Raw genomic sequence first — 17808 nt, forward strand, 5'->3', positions numbered from 1 at the left:
ATGAACACTAAACAAAGGGTTGATTTTCTTTATTATAAAAATAAATTCAATAATTAAGGGAGTAAAAAGACGATGGTGAATACCTCGTCTATACTCCCCTTCTTTATTTGAACTTCGCTACAATTTTTCAATTTTAATAAACACCATATACATCGGGACAATCAGATTCAATTGGGATATAAAAACAATGCTCCTTATAACGCCCGGAATTCCATTGGCCCCACCATTGTTCTGGACACGGACCTTCTGGCCGAAAAAACCATAAAGCAAATTCAGCTGGCCTATGTCTCTCTCCGTTGATAGCTCTCTCAGCTAATCGAATTTCCTTTTCTCTTGCCCGCTGATAAAAATAAGGAAAATGAACAGCTTCAAATCCTCCTGGAGATTGCCAAACCATTCTTTCAATTGAATTAATGTCAACAAAATCCAAACAACCTACTCGAACCCTGTTAACACAAACATTTGCTACAAGCAACATGCCTAATTCACCTTCACCTTCAGCTTCTGCTCTAATTAACCTTGCGAGCAATTTCCGGTCATTTGCATTAGTTTTTATAACGGCCAAATGAATTTCCTCCTTGATTTGAGAAATTTATAAAATTATATGTCGAAATATTCATTTTATTACTTAAACATTTCCTGTAACGGAATGTTTCAAGTAGGGTTTTTAAGAGCTAATATCTGCGTAATAATTCCACCCATAGACATTTTTCGAACTTCATATGTAACGACAGCAAAACCCTTCCCATGCTCTCCAGCTCTTGCTGCTTCAATTGCAGCATTTAATGCTAAAAGGTTGGTTTGTTCAAATGGAAAGAGAGCAGGACTGTATACGTTTCATTATGCTTAACCTGAAGCGTTAAAAGGATCGACTCCACCTTTCTATTAATCGTATACCGATAAAACTTCATTTCTACGATTCTTCTTTCTCGTAACAAGTTTTTGCCGCTATTTATAAGAGTATTCATTTATTAAATTACTTGTGTATTGAGTTTAATAACTGTGGCTTTCCTAGAACAAACCCTTGACCAATATCAATATTAAGTGCCTTAGCAATAGATAAGTCAACATGAGTTTCTATTCCTTCTAAAATGAGTTTGACCTCAAAAGATTTACAATAATTAACAATAGACGAGATCATTTGTTGTTTTTCTAACGTTCTACCAAGTTCAATTGAAAAATAACGATCAAGTTTTATGTATTGTGGCTTATACTCAATGATCTGTTGTAAGGAGGCTGCGCCTTTTCCCACATCGTCAATCGCAATACATAAACCCAGTTTCTTCAACCAATTGATTCTTTCTTTTAATTGTGGCTCGCTCCAAATTTCATTCTCAAGACTCGTTTCATTTAGCTCTAGTACTAGATAGTTTACGACTAGAGGGTACTTTTTAATAATTGAATTAATTAATCTAGGAAAGTCTTTATTAATAACAGTGGATGGATAAACATTTAGAAATAACTTTGAATCAGAAACAACGGAAAATTCTTCAATGGCCTTAAGGATCGATAACGTATCAAATTCATATAACTGATTTTCATCTCTTGCAAATTGAAATAGTTCTTCTGGGTTCATATTACTTGTATGACGTAAGAATGCTTCATAGCCATATACACTCCGATTATCAAGCACCCAGAGTGTTTGAAATTGATGGTAGATACTCTCTTTTAACGTTTCTACTCTACTTTCTTTTGACTTATATAACATAGGTCTATCCCCTTAAATCCCGTTGCTTTATTCCTATTTATTTATTTTTCACCATTAAAATATATGTCTTAATTCCTATGTTGTCCAATCGCCATTAGACATAAAATAACACCATCCGACATCCTTCAGCTTTCGTTCAATCACTAATTTAATCCACTTGATAATAAAAATAACATTTTTTAAGAACGCTATTATTGGTTTCATACTTGACAGTATTGAACCATTCAAACCCGATACTATTGGTCTTGTCAATTACAAGAGCTGCGAAAACCTCACTGAATTAAAGCACGAAGTAAATGAGTTCATAGGAAGAATACAATAATCATCGTTATCAGTGGGGATTAATGAAAATGACCCCGGCTCAATACCGAGGTCATTTACTTGCTGCTTAAGTCTCTTTTTATTAACTGTCCATTTATGAGGTACAGTTCAACGCGCCCCTTGCTCCTTCTTACGCCCACCACATTTCCGAAATTTCTTCTTTGAAAAGTGATGCTTTCAAAAGCGCTATCGCTTTCCCTAGTCCTTCGTCAATCGATGCAAGCATATCTTCATGTTCAATCGAGAGAACGTAGTCGTATCCAACTGCCCGAAGTGCACTGATCATATCGTTCCACGCCTTTGCATCATGACCATATCCAACCGTACGGAACGTCCAAGAACGATCAAGGACTTGGCTGTAATGCTTCGTATCAAGGACACCATTGACGTTTATATTTGCTTGATCCAAATACGTATCCTTTGCATGGAAGTGGAAAATCGCTTTCTCACGTCCTAGCTTTTTGATCGCTTCGACTGGGTCGATTCCTTGCCAAACGAGATGACTTGGATCAAAGTTCGCCCCGATACTAGGGCCTACTTGCTCCCTTAATTTCAGCAAAGTTTCTGGATTATAGACAACAAAGCCAGGATGCATCTCAAAGGCAATTTGGTTGATTCCATGTGATTCGGCGAATGCTGCTTCTGTTTTCCAATATGGAATGACAACCTCATTCCACTGCCATTCAAGCATTTCGCCATATTCAGGCGGCCATGAACAAGTAACCCAGTTCGGGAACTTTGCCTCTTTATGATCACCTGGACAACCAGAAAATCCATTTACTACGGGTACTTCTAAACGTTCTGCTAGTAAAACGGTTTTTCGCCATGACTCATGGGATTCATTTGCAAACTTCCTGTTAGGATGAAGTGGGTTGCCATGGAAGCTCAACCCGCTAATGCTAAGGCCTCTTGCTTCTATGGCTTTTTTGTATTCGTTTAATTTCGTAGGGTTATCTAGTAATTCATCTGGATTACAATGACTTGTCCCAGGGTAGGTTCCCGTACCTAGCTCGACTGTTTCTATTCCCATTTCTGCAACTTTATCTAGCATTTCTTCAAAAGGCAGATTTTGATAGAGGACGGTAAAGACTCCTAATTTCACGATTTGACCCCCTGTCCCACGCTTACTTTCACCCACTTTTGGTTTGTATGACTCTCTAGAATCGCATCTGTAATACACATGGAAAGGTGGCCATCAGCAAATGTCGCAAAGTTCGTTTGATCCTTTAATGGATCTTTTCCTTCATTAATAAAGGTATAGAAGTTTTTCATCATATTTTTTAACGCATCAGGCCAGCCCTCGTTATGACCTCCTGGGTGATGAATCGAGCCCTTTGCTTCATTGCTAAACAAAGCTGGATCTGCTAGAAGTGTTTCATTTGCACGGCCGCGATGCCCGAGCCATAGCTTCTCTGGTTCTTCCTGGTTCCAATAAGCGGAACTTTGGCTACCATTAATTTCAAAGCTTAATCGATTTTTACGTCCTGCACTTACTTGCGATACAGTAAATACACCGCTTGTACCGTCATCAAAGCGAACTAGAACGGATGCATAGTCCTCTGTATTGATTGGTACCTCTTCATACTGTTGGTCCGCCATCTCTTGAGTTCCAAAAGTAGCCACATTTCCTATTGCTTTCTTTCTTACTGAAATAACAGTCGCTAAATCCGCAAATACTTCAACAATTTGTTTACCCGTTACGTGTTGGACGGTATCACACCAATGGGAGCCAATATCAGCTATCGCACGCGACTTCCCACCTGCTTCTGGAGCTAACCGCCAATTAAAATCAGTCTCATATAACAGCCAATCCTGCAAATAGCTTCCGTGAACAAGATTTATTTTCCCTAACTCATTGTTTTTAATCATCGTTTCTAATTGCTTTAAAATAGGGAATTGGCGATAGTTAAAGTTAACCCCGTTAACAACACCATGCTCTTTTGCTAACTCTAGCAATTCTCTTGATTCGTCACTTGACATCGCTAACGGTTTTTCTGACAAAACATGTTTACCTGCTAATATAATCTCTTTATTAATCGCAAAATGCAGATGATTTGGCGTACAATTGTGTACGACTTGAATCTCTTCATCGCGCAGCATTTCCTTGTAATTTCCGTATGCTTTTGGAATGCCTAACTCAGCCGCTTTTTGTTCTGCCGCCTCAAGACTCGATTCTGCTAGTGCTACTACCTCAACAAATCCTAATCGTCTGACCGCTTCAATGTGAGTCGGTCCTATAAATCCTGTTCCAATGACACCTACTTTGATTTTATTCATACTAATTCACCTCTCCTATCCTATTAAAAACTGTTTTTTCTTTATCGTTTCTTTGCTTTGCGTCCAAACGCTACTGCTAAAATAATAATCAAGCCACTAACCATCATTTGCTGACTGACATCTAAGCCCATAATGATTAAGCCATTATTAATCGTTCCTATTAAAATTGAACCAAAAATCGTTCCAACGACTGTTCCAACTCCGCCAAACAGACTCGTTCCACCAAGAATAACGGCTGCAATAACAGAAAGCTCTGCCCCTTCACCAAATGTAAAACGACCGGCCTCTAGTCTACCTGCATATAACATACCAGCAAAACCTGCCATCATCCCTGAAGATACTAAGGCGATTAGTTTGACACGAGCTGTATTGATCCCTGAGAATCTAGCTGCGCTTTCATTTCCTCCTGTTGCAAGAGTTTGTCTGCCAAACGTTGTTTTTCTTAAAACAATATGACCGATGACCGCTATTAAAATCGTCCAAACGAAAAGCATCGGTATCGGTCCTAAGCTTCCAGAACCAAATAAGAAAATAAATGCATCGTTTAAGATTGGTACAGGAGCTGTTCCTGTAATCCACATCGCAATTCCTTTCACAATAATCATCATTCCAAGCGTGACAAGAAAGGATGGAATCAACACCTTTGTAACAAGAAGTCCATTGATTAAGCCAATGATTGCTCCTGTTCCAAGTCCTGCAAGGATACCACCAACTGTACCGAATGATTGGATCGCTAATGCTGCCGTTAAAGAAGATAAGGCAGCAATCGAACCAACGGATAAATCAATTTCTGCAGTTGAGATCACGAATGTTACCGCTACAGCCATAATAGAAATCATTGCTGTTTGTCTAACAATATTTAAAAGGTTATTGGTTGATAAAAATCCATAATCATATAGCGTGATTGAGAATGTGATAAAAACTCCGATAAAAGCAATATAGACAATATAATTTCGCCAATCAAAGGCAGGACGTTTTGTTGCAGTAGTAGTATTAATGATTTTGGATTGCATGCTCTAAATCCTCCTCTGATTTAATTTCCTCACGTGATAATTCACTTGTTACCTTGCCATTCTTTAACGTAATAATTCTATCTGAAACAGCTAAAAGCTCTGCTAGTTCAGAAGAAATGACAATAACGGCTTTCCCCTGATCAGCTAACTCACGAATAATTTCAATAATCTCGGATTTTGAACCGATATCAACTCCATTTGTCGGCTCATCAAGGATTAATATATTCGGTTCGTTTGCTAACCATTTTGCAAGAACAATTTTTTGCTGATTTCCGCCTGATAAGAGATTGGTAGACTTATAGATACTATCCGTTTTAATATTTAACTTTTCTACAAACTGCTCGGATAGTTGATCTACTTTCTTCTTATTGATAAACCCAGACTTCGATACTTTGTTTAAGATTGGGTAAATGATATTTTCTTTCACTTCATGGGTCAGTACTAATCCTTGTACTCGTCGATCTTCTGGAACTAACGCAATCCCAGCGCGAATGGCGTCTTGCGGCTGTTTTATTCTGACCGCTTGACAATCCACAAAGACCTCTCCAGATGTAATTGGATCGATACCAAATATTGCTTGCGCCAGTTCTGTCCGGCCACTTCCCATTAAGCCTGCAATACCAAGAATTTCTCCTTTATATACATGGAGATCTACTCCATTTACTTTCGATCCTGAATGTAAGTCCTTCGTTTCTAACATCACTTCTTCTTTTGAGTATGAACGAGGCTTCCAACCAAAGCTTGATTCCATCGATTTACCAACGATATGTTGAACAAGCTCTTCCATGGTTAAATGAGCTGTTGGGCTGGTAATCACAAATTTGCCATCTCGCAGTACAGTTATGCGGTCTGATACTTGAAAGATTTCATCCATTCTGTGTGAAATATAAATGATTGACATGCCTTCTGACTTTAGTGTCTCAATTAACTTAAACAATGTTTCGGTTTCATTTTTTGATAAGGTTGCCGTTGGCTCATCCATAATTAAGATACTTGCCTTTTGAGCAAGTGCCTTGGCAATTTCGGTCATTTGCCAAAAACCTACACTTAGATTTTCAATTAACATATCAGGACTAATATTGACATTTAATTGCTTTAAAAGATCTTCAGTTTGAACATACATCGCTTTTTCATCTAAAAATCCATTGCTTTTCTTTAATTCACGATTTAAAAAAATGTTTTGTTTTACTGTTAAGGAAGGGATCACACTAAATTCTTGGAAAATCATCGCTACACCGTTTTCTTGTGCATCTTGCGGCTTTTCAATATCTATCTCTTTGTCATTAATGACAATTTTCCCACTATCTTTCTGATAGACACCCGTTAGAATTTTCATTAACGTTGACTTTCCAGCTCCATTCCCTCCCATTAAAGCATGAACTTCGCCTTTTTCTAACTCAAAATTAACATGATCGAGTACATTTATCCCGTTAAACGATTTTGATATTTCTGACATTCGTAGTGCTATCTTTGTCATAAAAACCACCCTTTGTTTAAAGGGGTAACGAATTACCCCCTTCATTGTAATTAAGGAGTTGTAACTGCTAATTTGTTGACTTTTACCCACTCGCCTTTTTCAGCAGATTGTAAGATTGCATCACTAATAACACAAATTTGGTATCCATCATCAAAGTTAGGGTATACGTCCGTGTCCTCTGCAATGGCTTTTACAAAATCATAGACTTCAATAATTTTCGTATCTCCATACCCGATTCCTAATGCAGGAATTGGCCATAGTCCTTCTCCGTATGGGTGTGCAGGACCTGTATATACTGTTCTAAAGCCTTTACGATCGGCTGGGTCATCGGCAAAGAAAACTTGTAATTCATCACGACGCTCATAGTTAAAAATAAGTGAACCTTTCTCCCCATGAATTTCAAATGTAAGGAAGTTATTTCTGCCGTGAGCGTTACGAGTTGCTTCAATACTTCCAACGGCTCCATTTTCAAATTTTAAAAGTGTCATTAACTCATCATCAACATCAACTTGTCCTTTTGGTACATCTTCCGCTGACTTTACAGTTCCTAATTTATCAACACCGCCCGTTTGGATCGGTCTTTCTTTCACCCATGTTTGTGTATGTGCCATTACATCAGAAATTTCTCCGACTAAATATCTAGCAAAGTCAACGACATGCGTCCCGATATCTCCTAACGCCCCCGAACCAGCAATGTCTTTTTTAAATCTCCAAGAAAGTGGAGAATTCGGGTCTACAGACCAATCTTGCAAATACGTCCCACGGAAGTTTAATACTTTGCCGATCGCTCCTTCTTCAATATATTTCTTCGCAAGGGCTACAGCAGGTGTTCTACGGTAGTTAAAAGCAACCATATGTTTTACTCCTGCTTCTTTGACCGCATCTAACATCGTTTTCGCCTCAGCTGCGTTACGAGCTAATGGCTTTTCTGAAATAATATGCTTTCCTGCTTTTGCTGCTGCAATCGCAATCTCTGCATGAGAATCATTCGGAGTTACGATATCAACGATGTCAATATCAGGGTTGTTGATAATATCCATCCAATTTGCTGTATATTCGTCATATCCAAGTCTAGCTGCAGCGTCTTTTGCTAACTCTTCTGTTACATCGGCCACCATTTTGCGATGTGTCAGTCCTGGAGCTGGCCAGAAATACATTGGCATCCCCGCGTATGCTAGTGAATGTGCTTTTGCCATAAATCCTGCACCGATTAATCCTACGTTATATGTTTTCATTTTGTAATTCCTCCTCAAATATAGTAAAAGTTAAATTAGTTATTTTGAATTGCATCTTGAACTTCTTTTGGAGCTGATGTCGAGTAAACCATTTCCCATGCGTCGAGAATATTATCCTGTGTTACTGTTAAAGCAGGTACAGCCACGTAAGATGGCGTTTCCTTATCTAACAGTGCGTAACCAGCTAAAATGGCTTCTGCGACTCCTTGGTCATAAGGAAGTTGGGCTCCTAGTCCTTTAATCGAACCACCTCTTGCAATGTTCAAAGCTACATTTGCACCTAAATCAATGGTTGTAATGACTAAATCATCTCTACCCGCTGCTCTAGCAGCTGCTACTATTCCTTCAGTTGGTACATCCCACACACCAAAGATGCCGTCTAGATCAGGGTTTGTTGTCAACATGGCTGAAGCTACCTGTAGTCCATCATCCGGACCACTAATGCCGCCACGCGCTACAATTTCAATGTTTGGGTACTTTTCTTGAATTGTTGCTTCAAATGCTTCCGTTCTTTGTTTAGTGACAAAGAAGTCTGCATCATGGTAGACGACACCAATTTTCCCTTCTCCTCCAAGTTCTTCTGCCAATACTTCAGCAGCTGCAATTCCATTTCCATAGTTATCAGCAGAAACAACGCTTACATAATGTTCATCATGGGTTAAATTGCTTGGTACATTGTCCATAAAGACTAATTTAGTACCTTGTTCAGCAGCTCTTTTAAACGCAGAAGCAGTCGAAACAGGATCTGTTGGAATACTTACGATAATATCTGGGTTTCTTGCCATTACTGTTTCAAGATCAGATACTTGCTTCTCTGCACTAAATTGCGCATCCGTTACGGCAATGACTTCAATTCCCATTTTTTCAAATGTCGTCTCCAACCCATTTATTTGCGCATTTGACCAATCATTTCCTGCATAGTGCATAACGAGAGCTGCTGTATAATTTCCTTCTTTAATTTTTTCAATATCTTCTACGGTAAGCTCAAGAGTCGTAGCAGATACCGCCGACTCTCCATATGGCCCTTCACTTTGAATGATCGCATCGGCATCAATATTTGCATTAATCGTGATTGGCTCAAGGGCAGTTTCTTCAGTCTTCGTTTCTGAGCTGTTAGATGATGAAAGCTCCTCCTCACTGCTTGATGTGCTTTCTGTATTGCAACCAGCTAAGACCAACATTCCTGCCGCAAGCGACGCGACCGCAAATTTTTTAAACTTTTTCATTTTTCATCCCCCCATTTATTCTTTATTTATAAAATTTGTTTAGGAAATCTAAGCTGATCTCTGCTCCTTGCTTCGGATTGTTGTAACTATCTAATTCCACCGTTACCCATCCGTCGTAATTCATTGCTTGAAGCGCTTCAATTACTCCTTGTAAGTTTTGCTCTCCCTCACCTAATGGCAGGAAGTCTCCACCTTTTAAATCTTTCAAGTGAACGTAAGGGATACGATCCTTATATTTTTCAATAAATTCAATCGGATCTCCGCCGCCCGCTTCAATGTGGGCTGTATCCGGGCAAAAGTCAATCGATGTAAATTGTGCAATCTTCTCGACTTGCTCTGGAGACTCTCCCAATGAACCTAAATGCGGATGATAGCTCGCAACTAACCCATTTGCTTTCGCAATCTCACTTACGCGTTCTAGAGCTTGTCCTAATTTTTCATAGTCGCTTTCTAAAATCCCTGTACTTCTTAGCGCTCCCCCGCCAACGACTAAATGTTCTGCACCGAATTCAGCAGCAAGACTTGCCGCCTTTTCAATTTTTGCTAGCTCTTCCTCGAGGATTTCATCGAAAATAAAGTTTCCTCCAGAATAAACACCAATCAACTTTAGCTTTAAAGAGTCCATCAATGTTTGAAACTCTTCTTTCTTGTTTTCATATTGCATCAGATTTCCATCGAAAATTTCAAAACCCTGATATCCTACACTCGAAATATCCTCTAATGCTTTTTCCGTTGAACCATTTGTTAAATAATAACCATCTTTAATTGAAGTAACTCCTGCCGGGTGCCCAACAACGCCACCCCATGTATTTGTTTGATATCCTAGTTTCATATTTTTCTCCTCCAATTCAAATCAAGTAATTTGTACAGTTTTCACACGATCGATTGTTTGCATCACCCCTCTTAAAGAATGTAAAGGATTACAATTAAAACAGTGAAAATTCTAGAGTTCTACTAAAAAGTGGGAATAATTTGTAATGGATTACATTTAACCAAACTAAAACTCACAATTAACAAGGAAATGGAAACTGATTGTATCTATATTTTGTAAAGGATTACATTTTTGCAACTTACTTTTTTTCAGACCTTTTTTACGCAAGAATTTCTGATAATAAGCTTGTCCTCTAAGATATATTGACTTCTAATAATCTTTTTATTTTTCATCAGCTTGAACAGCAGATCCATCGCTTTGTTCCCAATTTCAAAAGCCGGCTGCGCAATCGTCGTAAGCTCAGGTTCACAAATCGTTGAAAACTTGATATTATCAAATCCTATAACTGAGATATCATCAGGAACTCGTAAATGTTTAGACTTGATTGCCTTAATGGCCCCAAGTGCCATTTCATCATTAGCGGCAAACACTCCAGTGGGAAGCTGATTTAGAGCCAACAGCTTATTCATTACATTAAAGCCACTTTCATAAGTGAAATCCCCTTCTTGAATAAGTACCGGATCGACGGTTACATCATATTGGGCCAACGCTTGATAAAATCCCTTTAGCCGATCCTGTCCGAGAACGCTCGTAGTCGGTCCTGATATAGAGGCTATTTGTCTATGTCCCAATTGAATCAGATATTCAGTCGCTTTTCTTGCAGCACTGATATTATCAATTGATACTGTTGGAATACTTGAACCTTCTATATATTCACAAGCTAGAACGACGGGATATTGATTTTCTACTATATTTACAAGTTCTGAATTCATTACTGTTAAAAAAATCATGCCGTCTGCTTTCTTCTGTCTAAGAAGATCTACATAACCACTCTCTAACTCTAAGTCATTGGTTGTATCTTTTAATAAAACTTGATAACCATTTGCGGCTGCAACATATTCGATCCCTCTAAGAACCTTCGAGAAAAAAGGATTTGAAATATCTGGAACAACGACAATTACTGTTTTTGATTCTAGCGTTCGTAACTGGCGTGCTAATATATTGGGATGGTAATCTAAATCTTTTATCGCTTCCAAGACCCTTCCCATTGTTTCTTCCCTAACAGTATGGGGACTGCTTAACACCCTTGAAACGGTAGCAGTAGAAACATTAGCCCTTTTAGCTACATCAATGATTCTAACCATTTTTGTTCGCTCATTTCTTTTTTTTTAACTTTATGCTTGCATTGTAAACGCATTCAGAATCGGTGTCTAACTAGCTTCAGGCACCATTTTATTATTTTCAGAAGCGCTTACTTTTAATTCAGACACGAATTTCATTCATTCAGACAAAAAAATTACAAGTTATAAGAATTTTTAAAGCCCGCAATCAACTTTTGTCGATTACGGGCTTGCTAGTCTACCATATGTTCTTTTAGGTTAGAGGCGGACCCTCTCGTCTATCTCCATAATCTTCTTTACTTTTCCTCTTAAAAAATCGATGCTTTTTCGCATACCAATCTGGTTCTGCTTGCCGTGTGCGAAACCCTACTTACATTGATAAGTATCCATCATAGTTAATATCTTTTAATGCCTTCAATACCGCGTCAAAATCACATCTGCCTTCCCCAGGTGGAAGCCGGTCATTATCAGAAATATGAACATGATGAAGTTTATCTGCCATTCTGTACACATAGTCACTTGGAACTTCATTTCGATACAATGCATGGAACGTATCAAACATCACCTTTACATTTGCTAATCCGGTTTGCTCACTTAATATCATGAATCATCTGCAGTTTCAATTAAGTTACTATCTGCCGGCGTAGGTTCAACGACTATTGTTACACTAAGATCTTTGCTAATCGGCGACTTCCGTTAACGCTTCTAAGCTATAATTCTAGGCTTCTGTTTGTGAAGTGATCATAATTCTTCAAAAAAATTAAAGCCCACAATAAACATTAAGTTATCGTGAACTTTTGTGATCATTTAATGATGGTTTAAAAAAAGGCTGGCTTTACCATTTTCACTGTCTTTTTTAATTGGATACTGATTTTAAATGTTGTAATTCTACTAATTTCTGCTTTGAAACCCTTGCTGTTTCGTTATAGTTTTTGAAATAAGCCTCATACATTCGACCAGCTGTCTCTACTCTTGCTAATTGATCTAGATTTATTAGATAAGACCTATGTGTTGCCATAAAACGGGGCCCTAGAACGTTTTCGTAAGTCGTTAATGGCTCATATGTTTCATATTTTTGATCCTTCGTATGAATAACCGTTTTCCTGTCTACTTTTTCAATAAATAGAATTTCTTCAGGTGAGAGAAAAGTAATTTGATTGTTTCTTTTTATCATGATATCATTATTTTTTGAAGCTTTTTCACTTAGTATACCGCTTTGATATAACCTTTTTTCCACTCTTTCTAAAGCTGTATACAGTCTATCCCTTACGATCGGTTTAACAATATAATCAACAGCACTGACGTCAAAAGCATCTAAAGCATACTGATCATGTCCTGTTGTGAAAATTACTTCTAAGGAGGGAAGTAGCTTTTTGCAAGATTTAACAGCTTCTAGTCCATTCAATAATGGCATATCAATATCAACTAAGGCGATTTCTGGTTTTTTTTTCATGACAGAGCGGATTAATTCTTCTCCATTGGCCGCTTCTGCAACAACTTGAAATTGTGGAAGCGTTTCAATAAAGCACTTTAATAGTTTTCTTGAAGCCTTATCATCCTCAGCAATCAATATTTTCATTTATAAGTAACCTCCAATAAAATGACCTATTATTTCCTTGTAGAATGTTATTACGACAACTATGAAAAAAAGATGTTTTCTATACGCATTAATTATTTTAATTTTAGTAAATAAGGAGAAGCGTACCATTTATTTATACTTCTCCTTTTAATTTACTAAGCACCTATACATTTTTGGCATAGATACTTGGTTTTCCTTATTTTAATGTACGTTGAATAAGTTCGGGAGCATCCTCATTGTAAACAAGCCTCCAAGCGTCTAAAAGATTTTCTTTTGTTACTCTTAGAGCTGGAACAGCCACATAAGGTGGTGCTTGTTTTCTAAGAAGTGCATACCCTGCCAATATTGCTTCTGCAACACCTTGTTGATATGGAAGCTGGGCACCCACTCCTTTTATCTTTCCATCCTTAGCTATTTCTAGTGCTGCATTAAAGCCTAAGTCAATCGTCGTGATGACCAAATTACTTTTTCCAACAGCTTCAGTTGCCTTCATAGCTCCTACTGCAGGTACATCCCATACAACGAACATTCCATTCATGTTAGGATTTTTTCTAATCATATCAACAGCCACTTTTTCTCCATCGCTTGGTTCATTGATACCTGCACGTGCGACTATTTCAATACTGGGAAATATCTGCTTAATCGTCTCTACAAAACCTTCTGTTCTTTGATTTGTTGCAAACAAATCAGCATTGTAATTGATAATGCCAACCTTCCCTTTTCCTCCTAATTCTTGACCCATAATATAAGCTGCCTCAATACCGTTGCCAAAGTTATCAGCTGCTACGATGCTGACATAATCTTTAACGTGCTCTAGCCCCTTTGGAACATTGTCCATAAATACTAGCTTTACGCCTGCGTTAGCAGCCTTTTTATAAACACTTGCGGTAAAGATTGGGTCTACTGGAATGCTTACAATGATATCTGGCTTTTGAATCAAAATGGTCTCAATGTCTTCTACTTGCTTTTCCCATTTAAATTGTGCATCCGTTACAGCAATTACCTCAACTCCCATTTTCTCAAAAGTTGAAGTTACACCTGCAATTTGAGACTTTGACCAATCATTGTCGGCATAGTGCATTGCTATAGCCGCCCTATACTTCTTTTCCTTAATTTTTTTTAGCTCTGTTAAAGATAATTGAAGTGTCTTTGCAGAAACTGCCTCTTCTCCATACGGACCTGTGCTTAATATCGTATGATGTGGAATATTTTGTGTAATCGTATTGTTTAATGTCTCATTTACTGTATTCAAAAAATCCTTCACATGAATTGGTTTTGACAAATAGTTATCAAACCCCTTGTCCAAAGTATATTGAACATCTTTAGGCATCGCATTTGCACTTACAGCAATAACAGCGATCCCTTTTGTTTGTTCCTTTGCTTTTAATATATCAAACACTGCATAACCACTCATATCCGGAAGATTAAGATCAAGCAATATTAGATCTACTTTCTCTAAAGCAGCCTTTTCTATCCCTTCTTTCCCGTTGTTAGCAGTTAACAGTGTAAAGGAAGGATGAGATTTAATAATGTTTTTCACTAAGTTCAGATTAGATTCATTATCTTCAATATATAACAAGCGATAGTGTTCTGACCTTCCCTCTACTTTCTTAACCAATTCTACTTCGTCTTCCCAACGTATAACAGGCTTTAAATTTTTGGGAATAGGCAGACTAAAACAAAAGTCACTGCCTTGCCCCTTTTTACTTCTTACACTTATTTCGCCGCCCATTTGTTGCACAAGCTGCTTAACTATAGCCAAACCAATCCCTGTCCCCTCTTCTTCTGTACCTTCCACTCGGTAAAACGGAACAAATATTTTGTGATATTCTTCTACTGAAAAACCAACACCCGTATCAACAATATGAACAAATTGATTGTCTCCTTCCAAATAACTGTTGATTATGATGTTTCCATTTTGAAGATTATATTTAATGGCATTTTCTAAAAGGTTAAGGAGAATTTGTCTCAGTCGAACAGGATCAGCTAGAACGACCATATCATGTTGGGGATCTAGTTGTTTTTGAATACGAATATTTTTCTTTTTAGAGAGAGACTCAACTATATTGACACTTTCATCAATAATGTTTAAAAGAGGAACCTCTTCTATCGAAACTTTTAATTTGCCCGTTTCAATTCTCGATAAATATAAAACTTCATTAATTAAATTTAATAAATGACCTCCCCCTTTTAAGATCTCTTGCACATAATCGCGTTGCTTGTCATTTAACGAATCATCATCAAGCTCTAATAACTGCGCAAAACCCAAAATCCCATTTAACGGTGTGCGTAATTCATGACTCATTTTAGAAAGAAAGTCCGATTTAGCCCTATTTGCTTTTTCAGCCTCTTCTTTTGCTTGAATGTAGGTGTTCTCCATTTCTTTTCTTTCTGTAATATCAGAAATACTTACAAGTGAGGCGCGATCACTATGGTAACGTATTGTGAGAGGTTTTGAGTTAACTGAAAACCATTTAATTGGATTATTCTCGTTGTCCTTTACTCCCACAATCGAGTTATGGAAGGAAATGCCCTTCTCTAGTGTTTTCACTCCAGGTAGTTCAGAGTAAGGTAAATGGGATCCATCCTCTGCAACATATTCTACTTCCGTCCACCTATATGTATAATCACCTTTTAAGCCGATCATTTTTTGAAAGTTTTCATTTAAAGTAGTGACTTTACCATCTTTTTCAATTATGATAACAGCTTCTGACATCGTCTGAAGAACGTCTTCATATAATGAGTTTGTATAGACTTGCTCATTTTCTGACGACGTTTTGTTACTTTGGATGAAAGTGCCTATAACTTCGACAATCTTACCATTATTAAATAAAGGTGCTAAAAAAGCTATGTAATCATTGCCTTTTAACTTTGTTTCATATTGAATAAATTGACCTTTCCAAGCCTGGTAACAATACTTGTTTATGATATCGGACAATTCACTAGGGAATATATCTTCTAGCTTTTTTCCATTCACATCTTCTTGGTTAAATCCCCAGTTGTAGAGCAAAGGACCATCACAATACGTACAAATAAAGGTGCTCTTTTTTTTGGTAAATCTACAGACAAGTCCCCTTTCCGTAACGTTTAGTGGAGTATTAGATATAGAGTCTGACATTCATTTCCTCCTAATCTACGGTGATTGAATCCGTACAAAATTTATCTGTAATTTTATTCTTTCTTAAAAAGATATATAAAAAAACGTGATTTGTAAAAAAGCATTGCTATAAAAAGGATGGTCAAGTTTTATTACTATGATTTCCTGATTGTTAACTGACCGCTCATTTTATCTTTAACAACTGCCCACTTCGTTTCTCTTAAATATACATTTTTGCCCACGCAAAAACACCTCCGAATGTACACTTTAATTAAGTGTACCATTCGTAGGTGCTTTATAGTGTCTCATTTATCTAGGTTAGTCTAGAAAGGGATGGATGGAACAACCTCCCTCTGCAACTGATCACGAAAGTTTGGCAAAGGATTAGATCAGATAATTATGCTTTATGAAAAAGAAAGGACCTAGTTATGAGGTGTCAAAATGGTTGATAAAAAAATAATTGGTGAAAAAGCAGTAGAGTTTGTTAAAGATAGCATGGTTGTGGGGCTTGGTACGGGCTCTAATTAGTAGATTTAGACCATCTTCAGCAATTAAGGCAATTTCGGTATTCATTCGTGCGTAATTTGCCGTTAAGTCTCTTCTTTGTCCCATTGATAATGCCTCACTATAATAAGCAATTGCTGCTGAAAGCAGTGTCACTATATGAAATAGCATAAGTTTATCTGAAAAGGGTGGAACTGTTGAATCTGTTACTTCTGTTTCATATAACCTTGGAACATGAAGATTCTCCTCTTTTAACATTGAACTTAGAATATCAAAGTGTTTAACACAAAGCTTACGAGCACGTTCCATATAATCTCGTACCTCTTTAGATTGACAAACTTGACTGAATCCTAACTCCAATACCATTTTTACCATTGTTTTCTACATATTAAGATGCACACCACTGATTTCAATTGCGTTAATAGGTCTACGTTTCCCGAACAAACCAGTTAAATAATTTTGCTTCCTTTCAAAATCAATCTTTTGTTGATTGTTTAAAGTAGGAGGTTTGTTAATAATTCCCTTATTTAAGGAAATACTAGTTACCCTATCATATAGTTCCAATGATTGCGAAGTACATTCAATAAAGTATTTTCTGACATCCTCTCGTATACAAACACTAGTGGCAAAAGCATATCTCGTCAAACCATGAATTCTAATAATATGTAAATAAACAAGGAGCATCTACTGTGACATCTTCGTCTGTAAAGCCTATTGGAATTGGCAGATTTTCTAAGGATAAGAATTGCTTCGTTTTTTCTAAATGAGTTTCTGATAATTCTAAGGCAAATTCCAGTAAATCGCGAATATCTTCATCCTTTACATCATGTAACATATAGCGAAGAATACATCGTGACAAACTGTCATTAACATACTGTGACCAAATGACAGCATGTTCTGATGCATTAATTTTTGTATGGTGATTAACTTGTTCCATTTATCATCCCTCCTAGCAATTACGAATTAGGGTAACCATTTACATTAATTTTATTTGTTAAATGTTCCTGGCAAGATGAATCTATAATCGTTTTCTTACCCATGCTTATTAGGGAATATTATATGATTGGAAAAGTTAAACATATATTCTCGATAGGTAGATGCATTACAGAAATAGAAGCAGAAGTTAAATAGGGAATTCATACCGTTTGAGATTCCCTATTTAACTTTTCTAAAAAACATACTCTTTCGGAAACTAGTGAGATCTCTCAACACGAGCACTTATGAATCATTAAGAACTTTTCTGAAAGCATTACTTTTTTTTAGCCACCCTCCTATCAATTCCTTTGAATACATTCATGATCTCACATCCTTTTCTCCGA

13 protein-coding genes and 2 pseudogenes are annotated in these 17808 nt (G+C 37.2%); all 15 read right to left on the minus strand.

The genetic code is table 11. From position 1 onward, the window contains the following. Positions 1–133 precede the first annotated feature (133 nt). The 15 genes and pseudogenes from BkAM31D_RS14875 to BkAM31D_RS14945 all read right to left on the minus strand — a co-directional run bounded on the left by BkAM31D_RS14875 (position 134) and on the right by BkAM31D_RS14945 (position 17426). Positions 134–565, minus strand: a complete 432-nt coding sequence (locus tag BkAM31D_RS14875) for a cell wall hydrolase (protein ID WP_085449749.1) — start codon at positions 563–565, stop codon at positions 134–136. Positions 566–702: 137 nt separating this feature from the next. Beyond that, positions 703–807, minus strand: a pseudogene (locus BkAM31D_RS14880) (methyl-accepting chemotaxis protein); the annotation flags it as partial. A 169-nt stretch (positions 808–976) separates the two neighbouring features. After that, positions 977–1708 carry an EAL domain-containing protein gene (locus BkAM31D_RS14885; protein ID WP_066160612.1) on the minus strand — a complete coding sequence of 244 codons (732 nt, stop codon included), beginning with the start codon at positions 1706–1708 and terminating at the stop codon, positions 977–979. A gap of 451 nt (positions 1709–2159) precedes the next feature. Further along, a complete protein-coding gene (locus BkAM31D_RS14890) occupies positions 2160–3131 on the minus strand; it encodes a sugar phosphate isomerase/epimerase family protein (RefSeq protein ID WP_066160615.1) in 972 nt (323 codons plus the stop codon). Beyond that, the gene (locus BkAM31D_RS14895; RefSeq protein ID WP_066160618.1) at positions 3128–4306 is read right to left on the minus strand and encodes a Gfo/Idh/MocA family protein; all 1179 of its coding nucleotides are present in this window, start codon (positions 4304–4306) and stop codon (positions 3128–3130) included. Before BkAM31D_RS14895 ends, BkAM31D_RS14890 begins: the two co-directional genes overlap by 4 nt. Positions 4307–4347: 41 nt before the next feature. After that, positions 4348–5319 carry an ABC transporter permease gene (locus tag BkAM31D_RS14900; protein ID WP_066160621.1) on the minus strand — a complete coding sequence of 324 codons (972 nt, stop codon included), beginning with the start codon at positions 5317–5319 and terminating at the stop codon, positions 4348–4350. Continuing rightward, entirely contained in the window at positions 5300–6796 is a 1497-nt protein-coding gene (locus BkAM31D_RS14905) for a sugar ABC transporter ATP-binding protein (RefSeq protein ID WP_066160623.1), read from the minus strand. Before BkAM31D_RS14905 ends, BkAM31D_RS14900 begins: the two co-directional genes overlap by 20 nt. A gap of 50 nt (positions 6797–6846) precedes the next feature. After that, positions 6847–8031: a levoglucosan dehydrogenase gene (locus BkAM31D_RS14910; protein ID WP_066160625.1), complete on the minus strand. Its 1185-nt coding sequence runs from the start codon at positions 8029–8031 to the stop codon at positions 6847–6849. Between the two features lie 35 nt (positions 8032–8066). Beyond that, positions 8067–9257, minus strand: a complete 1191-nt coding sequence (locus BkAM31D_RS14915; protein WP_066160628.1) for a substrate-binding domain-containing protein — start codon at positions 9255–9257, stop codon at positions 8067–8069. Between the two features lie 22 nt (positions 9258–9279). Then, a complete protein-coding gene (locus BkAM31D_RS14920; RefSeq protein ID WP_066160632.1) occupies positions 9280–10089 on the minus strand; it encodes a sugar phosphate isomerase/epimerase family protein in 810 nt (269 codons plus the stop codon). 248 nt (positions 10090–10337) lie between these two features. Continuing rightward, complete coding sequence (locus tag BkAM31D_RS14925) at positions 10338–11333, minus strand: LacI family DNA-binding transcriptional regulator (protein WP_066160635.1); 996 nt, start codon at positions 11331–11333, stop codon at positions 10338–10340. Between the two features lie 346 nt (positions 11334–11679). Beyond that, the gene (locus tag BkAM31D_RS24415; protein ID WP_235820569.1) at positions 11680–11913 is read right to left on the minus strand and encodes a sugar phosphate isomerase/epimerase family protein; all 234 of its coding nucleotides are present in this window, start codon (positions 11911–11913) and stop codon (positions 11680–11682) included. Positions 11914–12165: 252 nt separating this feature from the next. Further along, on the minus strand, positions 12166–12888 hold the full coding sequence (locus BkAM31D_RS14935; protein WP_066160637.1) for a LytR/AlgR family response regulator transcription factor: 723 nt from the start codon (positions 12886–12888) through the stop codon (positions 12166–12168). Positions 12889–13084: 196 nt separating this feature from the next. Next, positions 13085–16006: a substrate-binding domain-containing protein gene (locus BkAM31D_RS14940; RefSeq protein ID WP_066160640.1), complete on the minus strand. Its 2922-nt coding sequence runs from the start codon at positions 16004–16006 to the stop codon at positions 13085–13087. A 405-nt stretch (positions 16007–16411) separates the two neighbouring features. Further along, positions 16412–17426, minus strand: a pseudogene (locus BkAM31D_RS14945) (DUF3231 family protein). Positions 17427–17808 lie beyond the last annotated feature (382 nt).

Origin of the sequence: Halalkalibacter krulwichiae, assembly GCF_002109385.1 — a bacterium.
Classification (GTDB): domain Bacteria; phylum Bacillota; class Bacilli; order Bacillales; family Bacillaceae_D; genus Halalkalibacter; species Halalkalibacter krulwichiae.

Excerpts from the sequence above, each read along its gene's own strand:
- BkAM31D_RS14935 (WP_066160637.1), bottom strand. The coding sequence starts at position 12,888 with ATGAAAATATTGATTGCTGAGGATGATAAGGCTTCAAGAAAACTATTA.
- BkAM31D_RS14910 (WP_066160625.1), bottom strand. The coding sequence starts at position 8,031 with ATGAAAACATATAACGTAGGATTAATCGGTGCAGGATTTATGGCAAAA.
- BkAM31D_RS14940 (WP_066160640.1), bottom strand. The coding sequence starts at position 16,006 with ATGTCAGACTCTATATCTAATACTCCACTAAACGTTACGGAAAGGGGA.
- BkAM31D_RS14895 (WP_066160618.1), bottom strand. The coding sequence starts at position 4,306 with ATGAATAAAATCAAAGTAGGTGTCATTGGAACAGGATTTATAGGACCG.
- BkAM31D_RS14900 (WP_066160621.1), bottom strand. The coding sequence starts at position 5,319 with ATGCAATCCAAAATCATTAATACTACTACTGCAACAAAACGTCCTGCC.
- BkAM31D_RS14925 (WP_066160635.1), bottom strand. The coding sequence starts at position 11,333 with ATGGTTAGAATCATTGATGTAGCTAAAAGGGCTAATGTTTCTACTGCT.
- BkAM31D_RS14920 (WP_066160632.1), bottom strand. The coding sequence starts at position 10,089 with ATGAAACTAGGATATCAAACAAATACATGGGGTGGCGTTGTTGGGCAC.
- BkAM31D_RS14915 (WP_066160628.1), bottom strand. The coding sequence starts at position 9,257 with ATGAAAAAGTTTAAAAAATTTGCGGTCGCGTCGCTTGCGGCAGGAATG.
- BkAM31D_RS14905 (WP_066160623.1), bottom strand. The coding sequence starts at position 6,796 with ATGACAAAGATAGCACTACGAATGTCAGAAATATCAAAATCGTTTAAC.
- BkAM31D_RS14885 (WP_066160612.1), bottom strand. The coding sequence starts at position 1,708 with ATGTTATATAAGTCAAAAGAAAGTAGAGTAGAAACGTTAAAAGAGAGT.
- BkAM31D_RS24415 (WP_235820569.1), bottom strand. The coding sequence starts at position 11,913 with ATGATATTAAGTGAGCAAACCGGATTAGCAAATGTAAAGGTGATGTTT.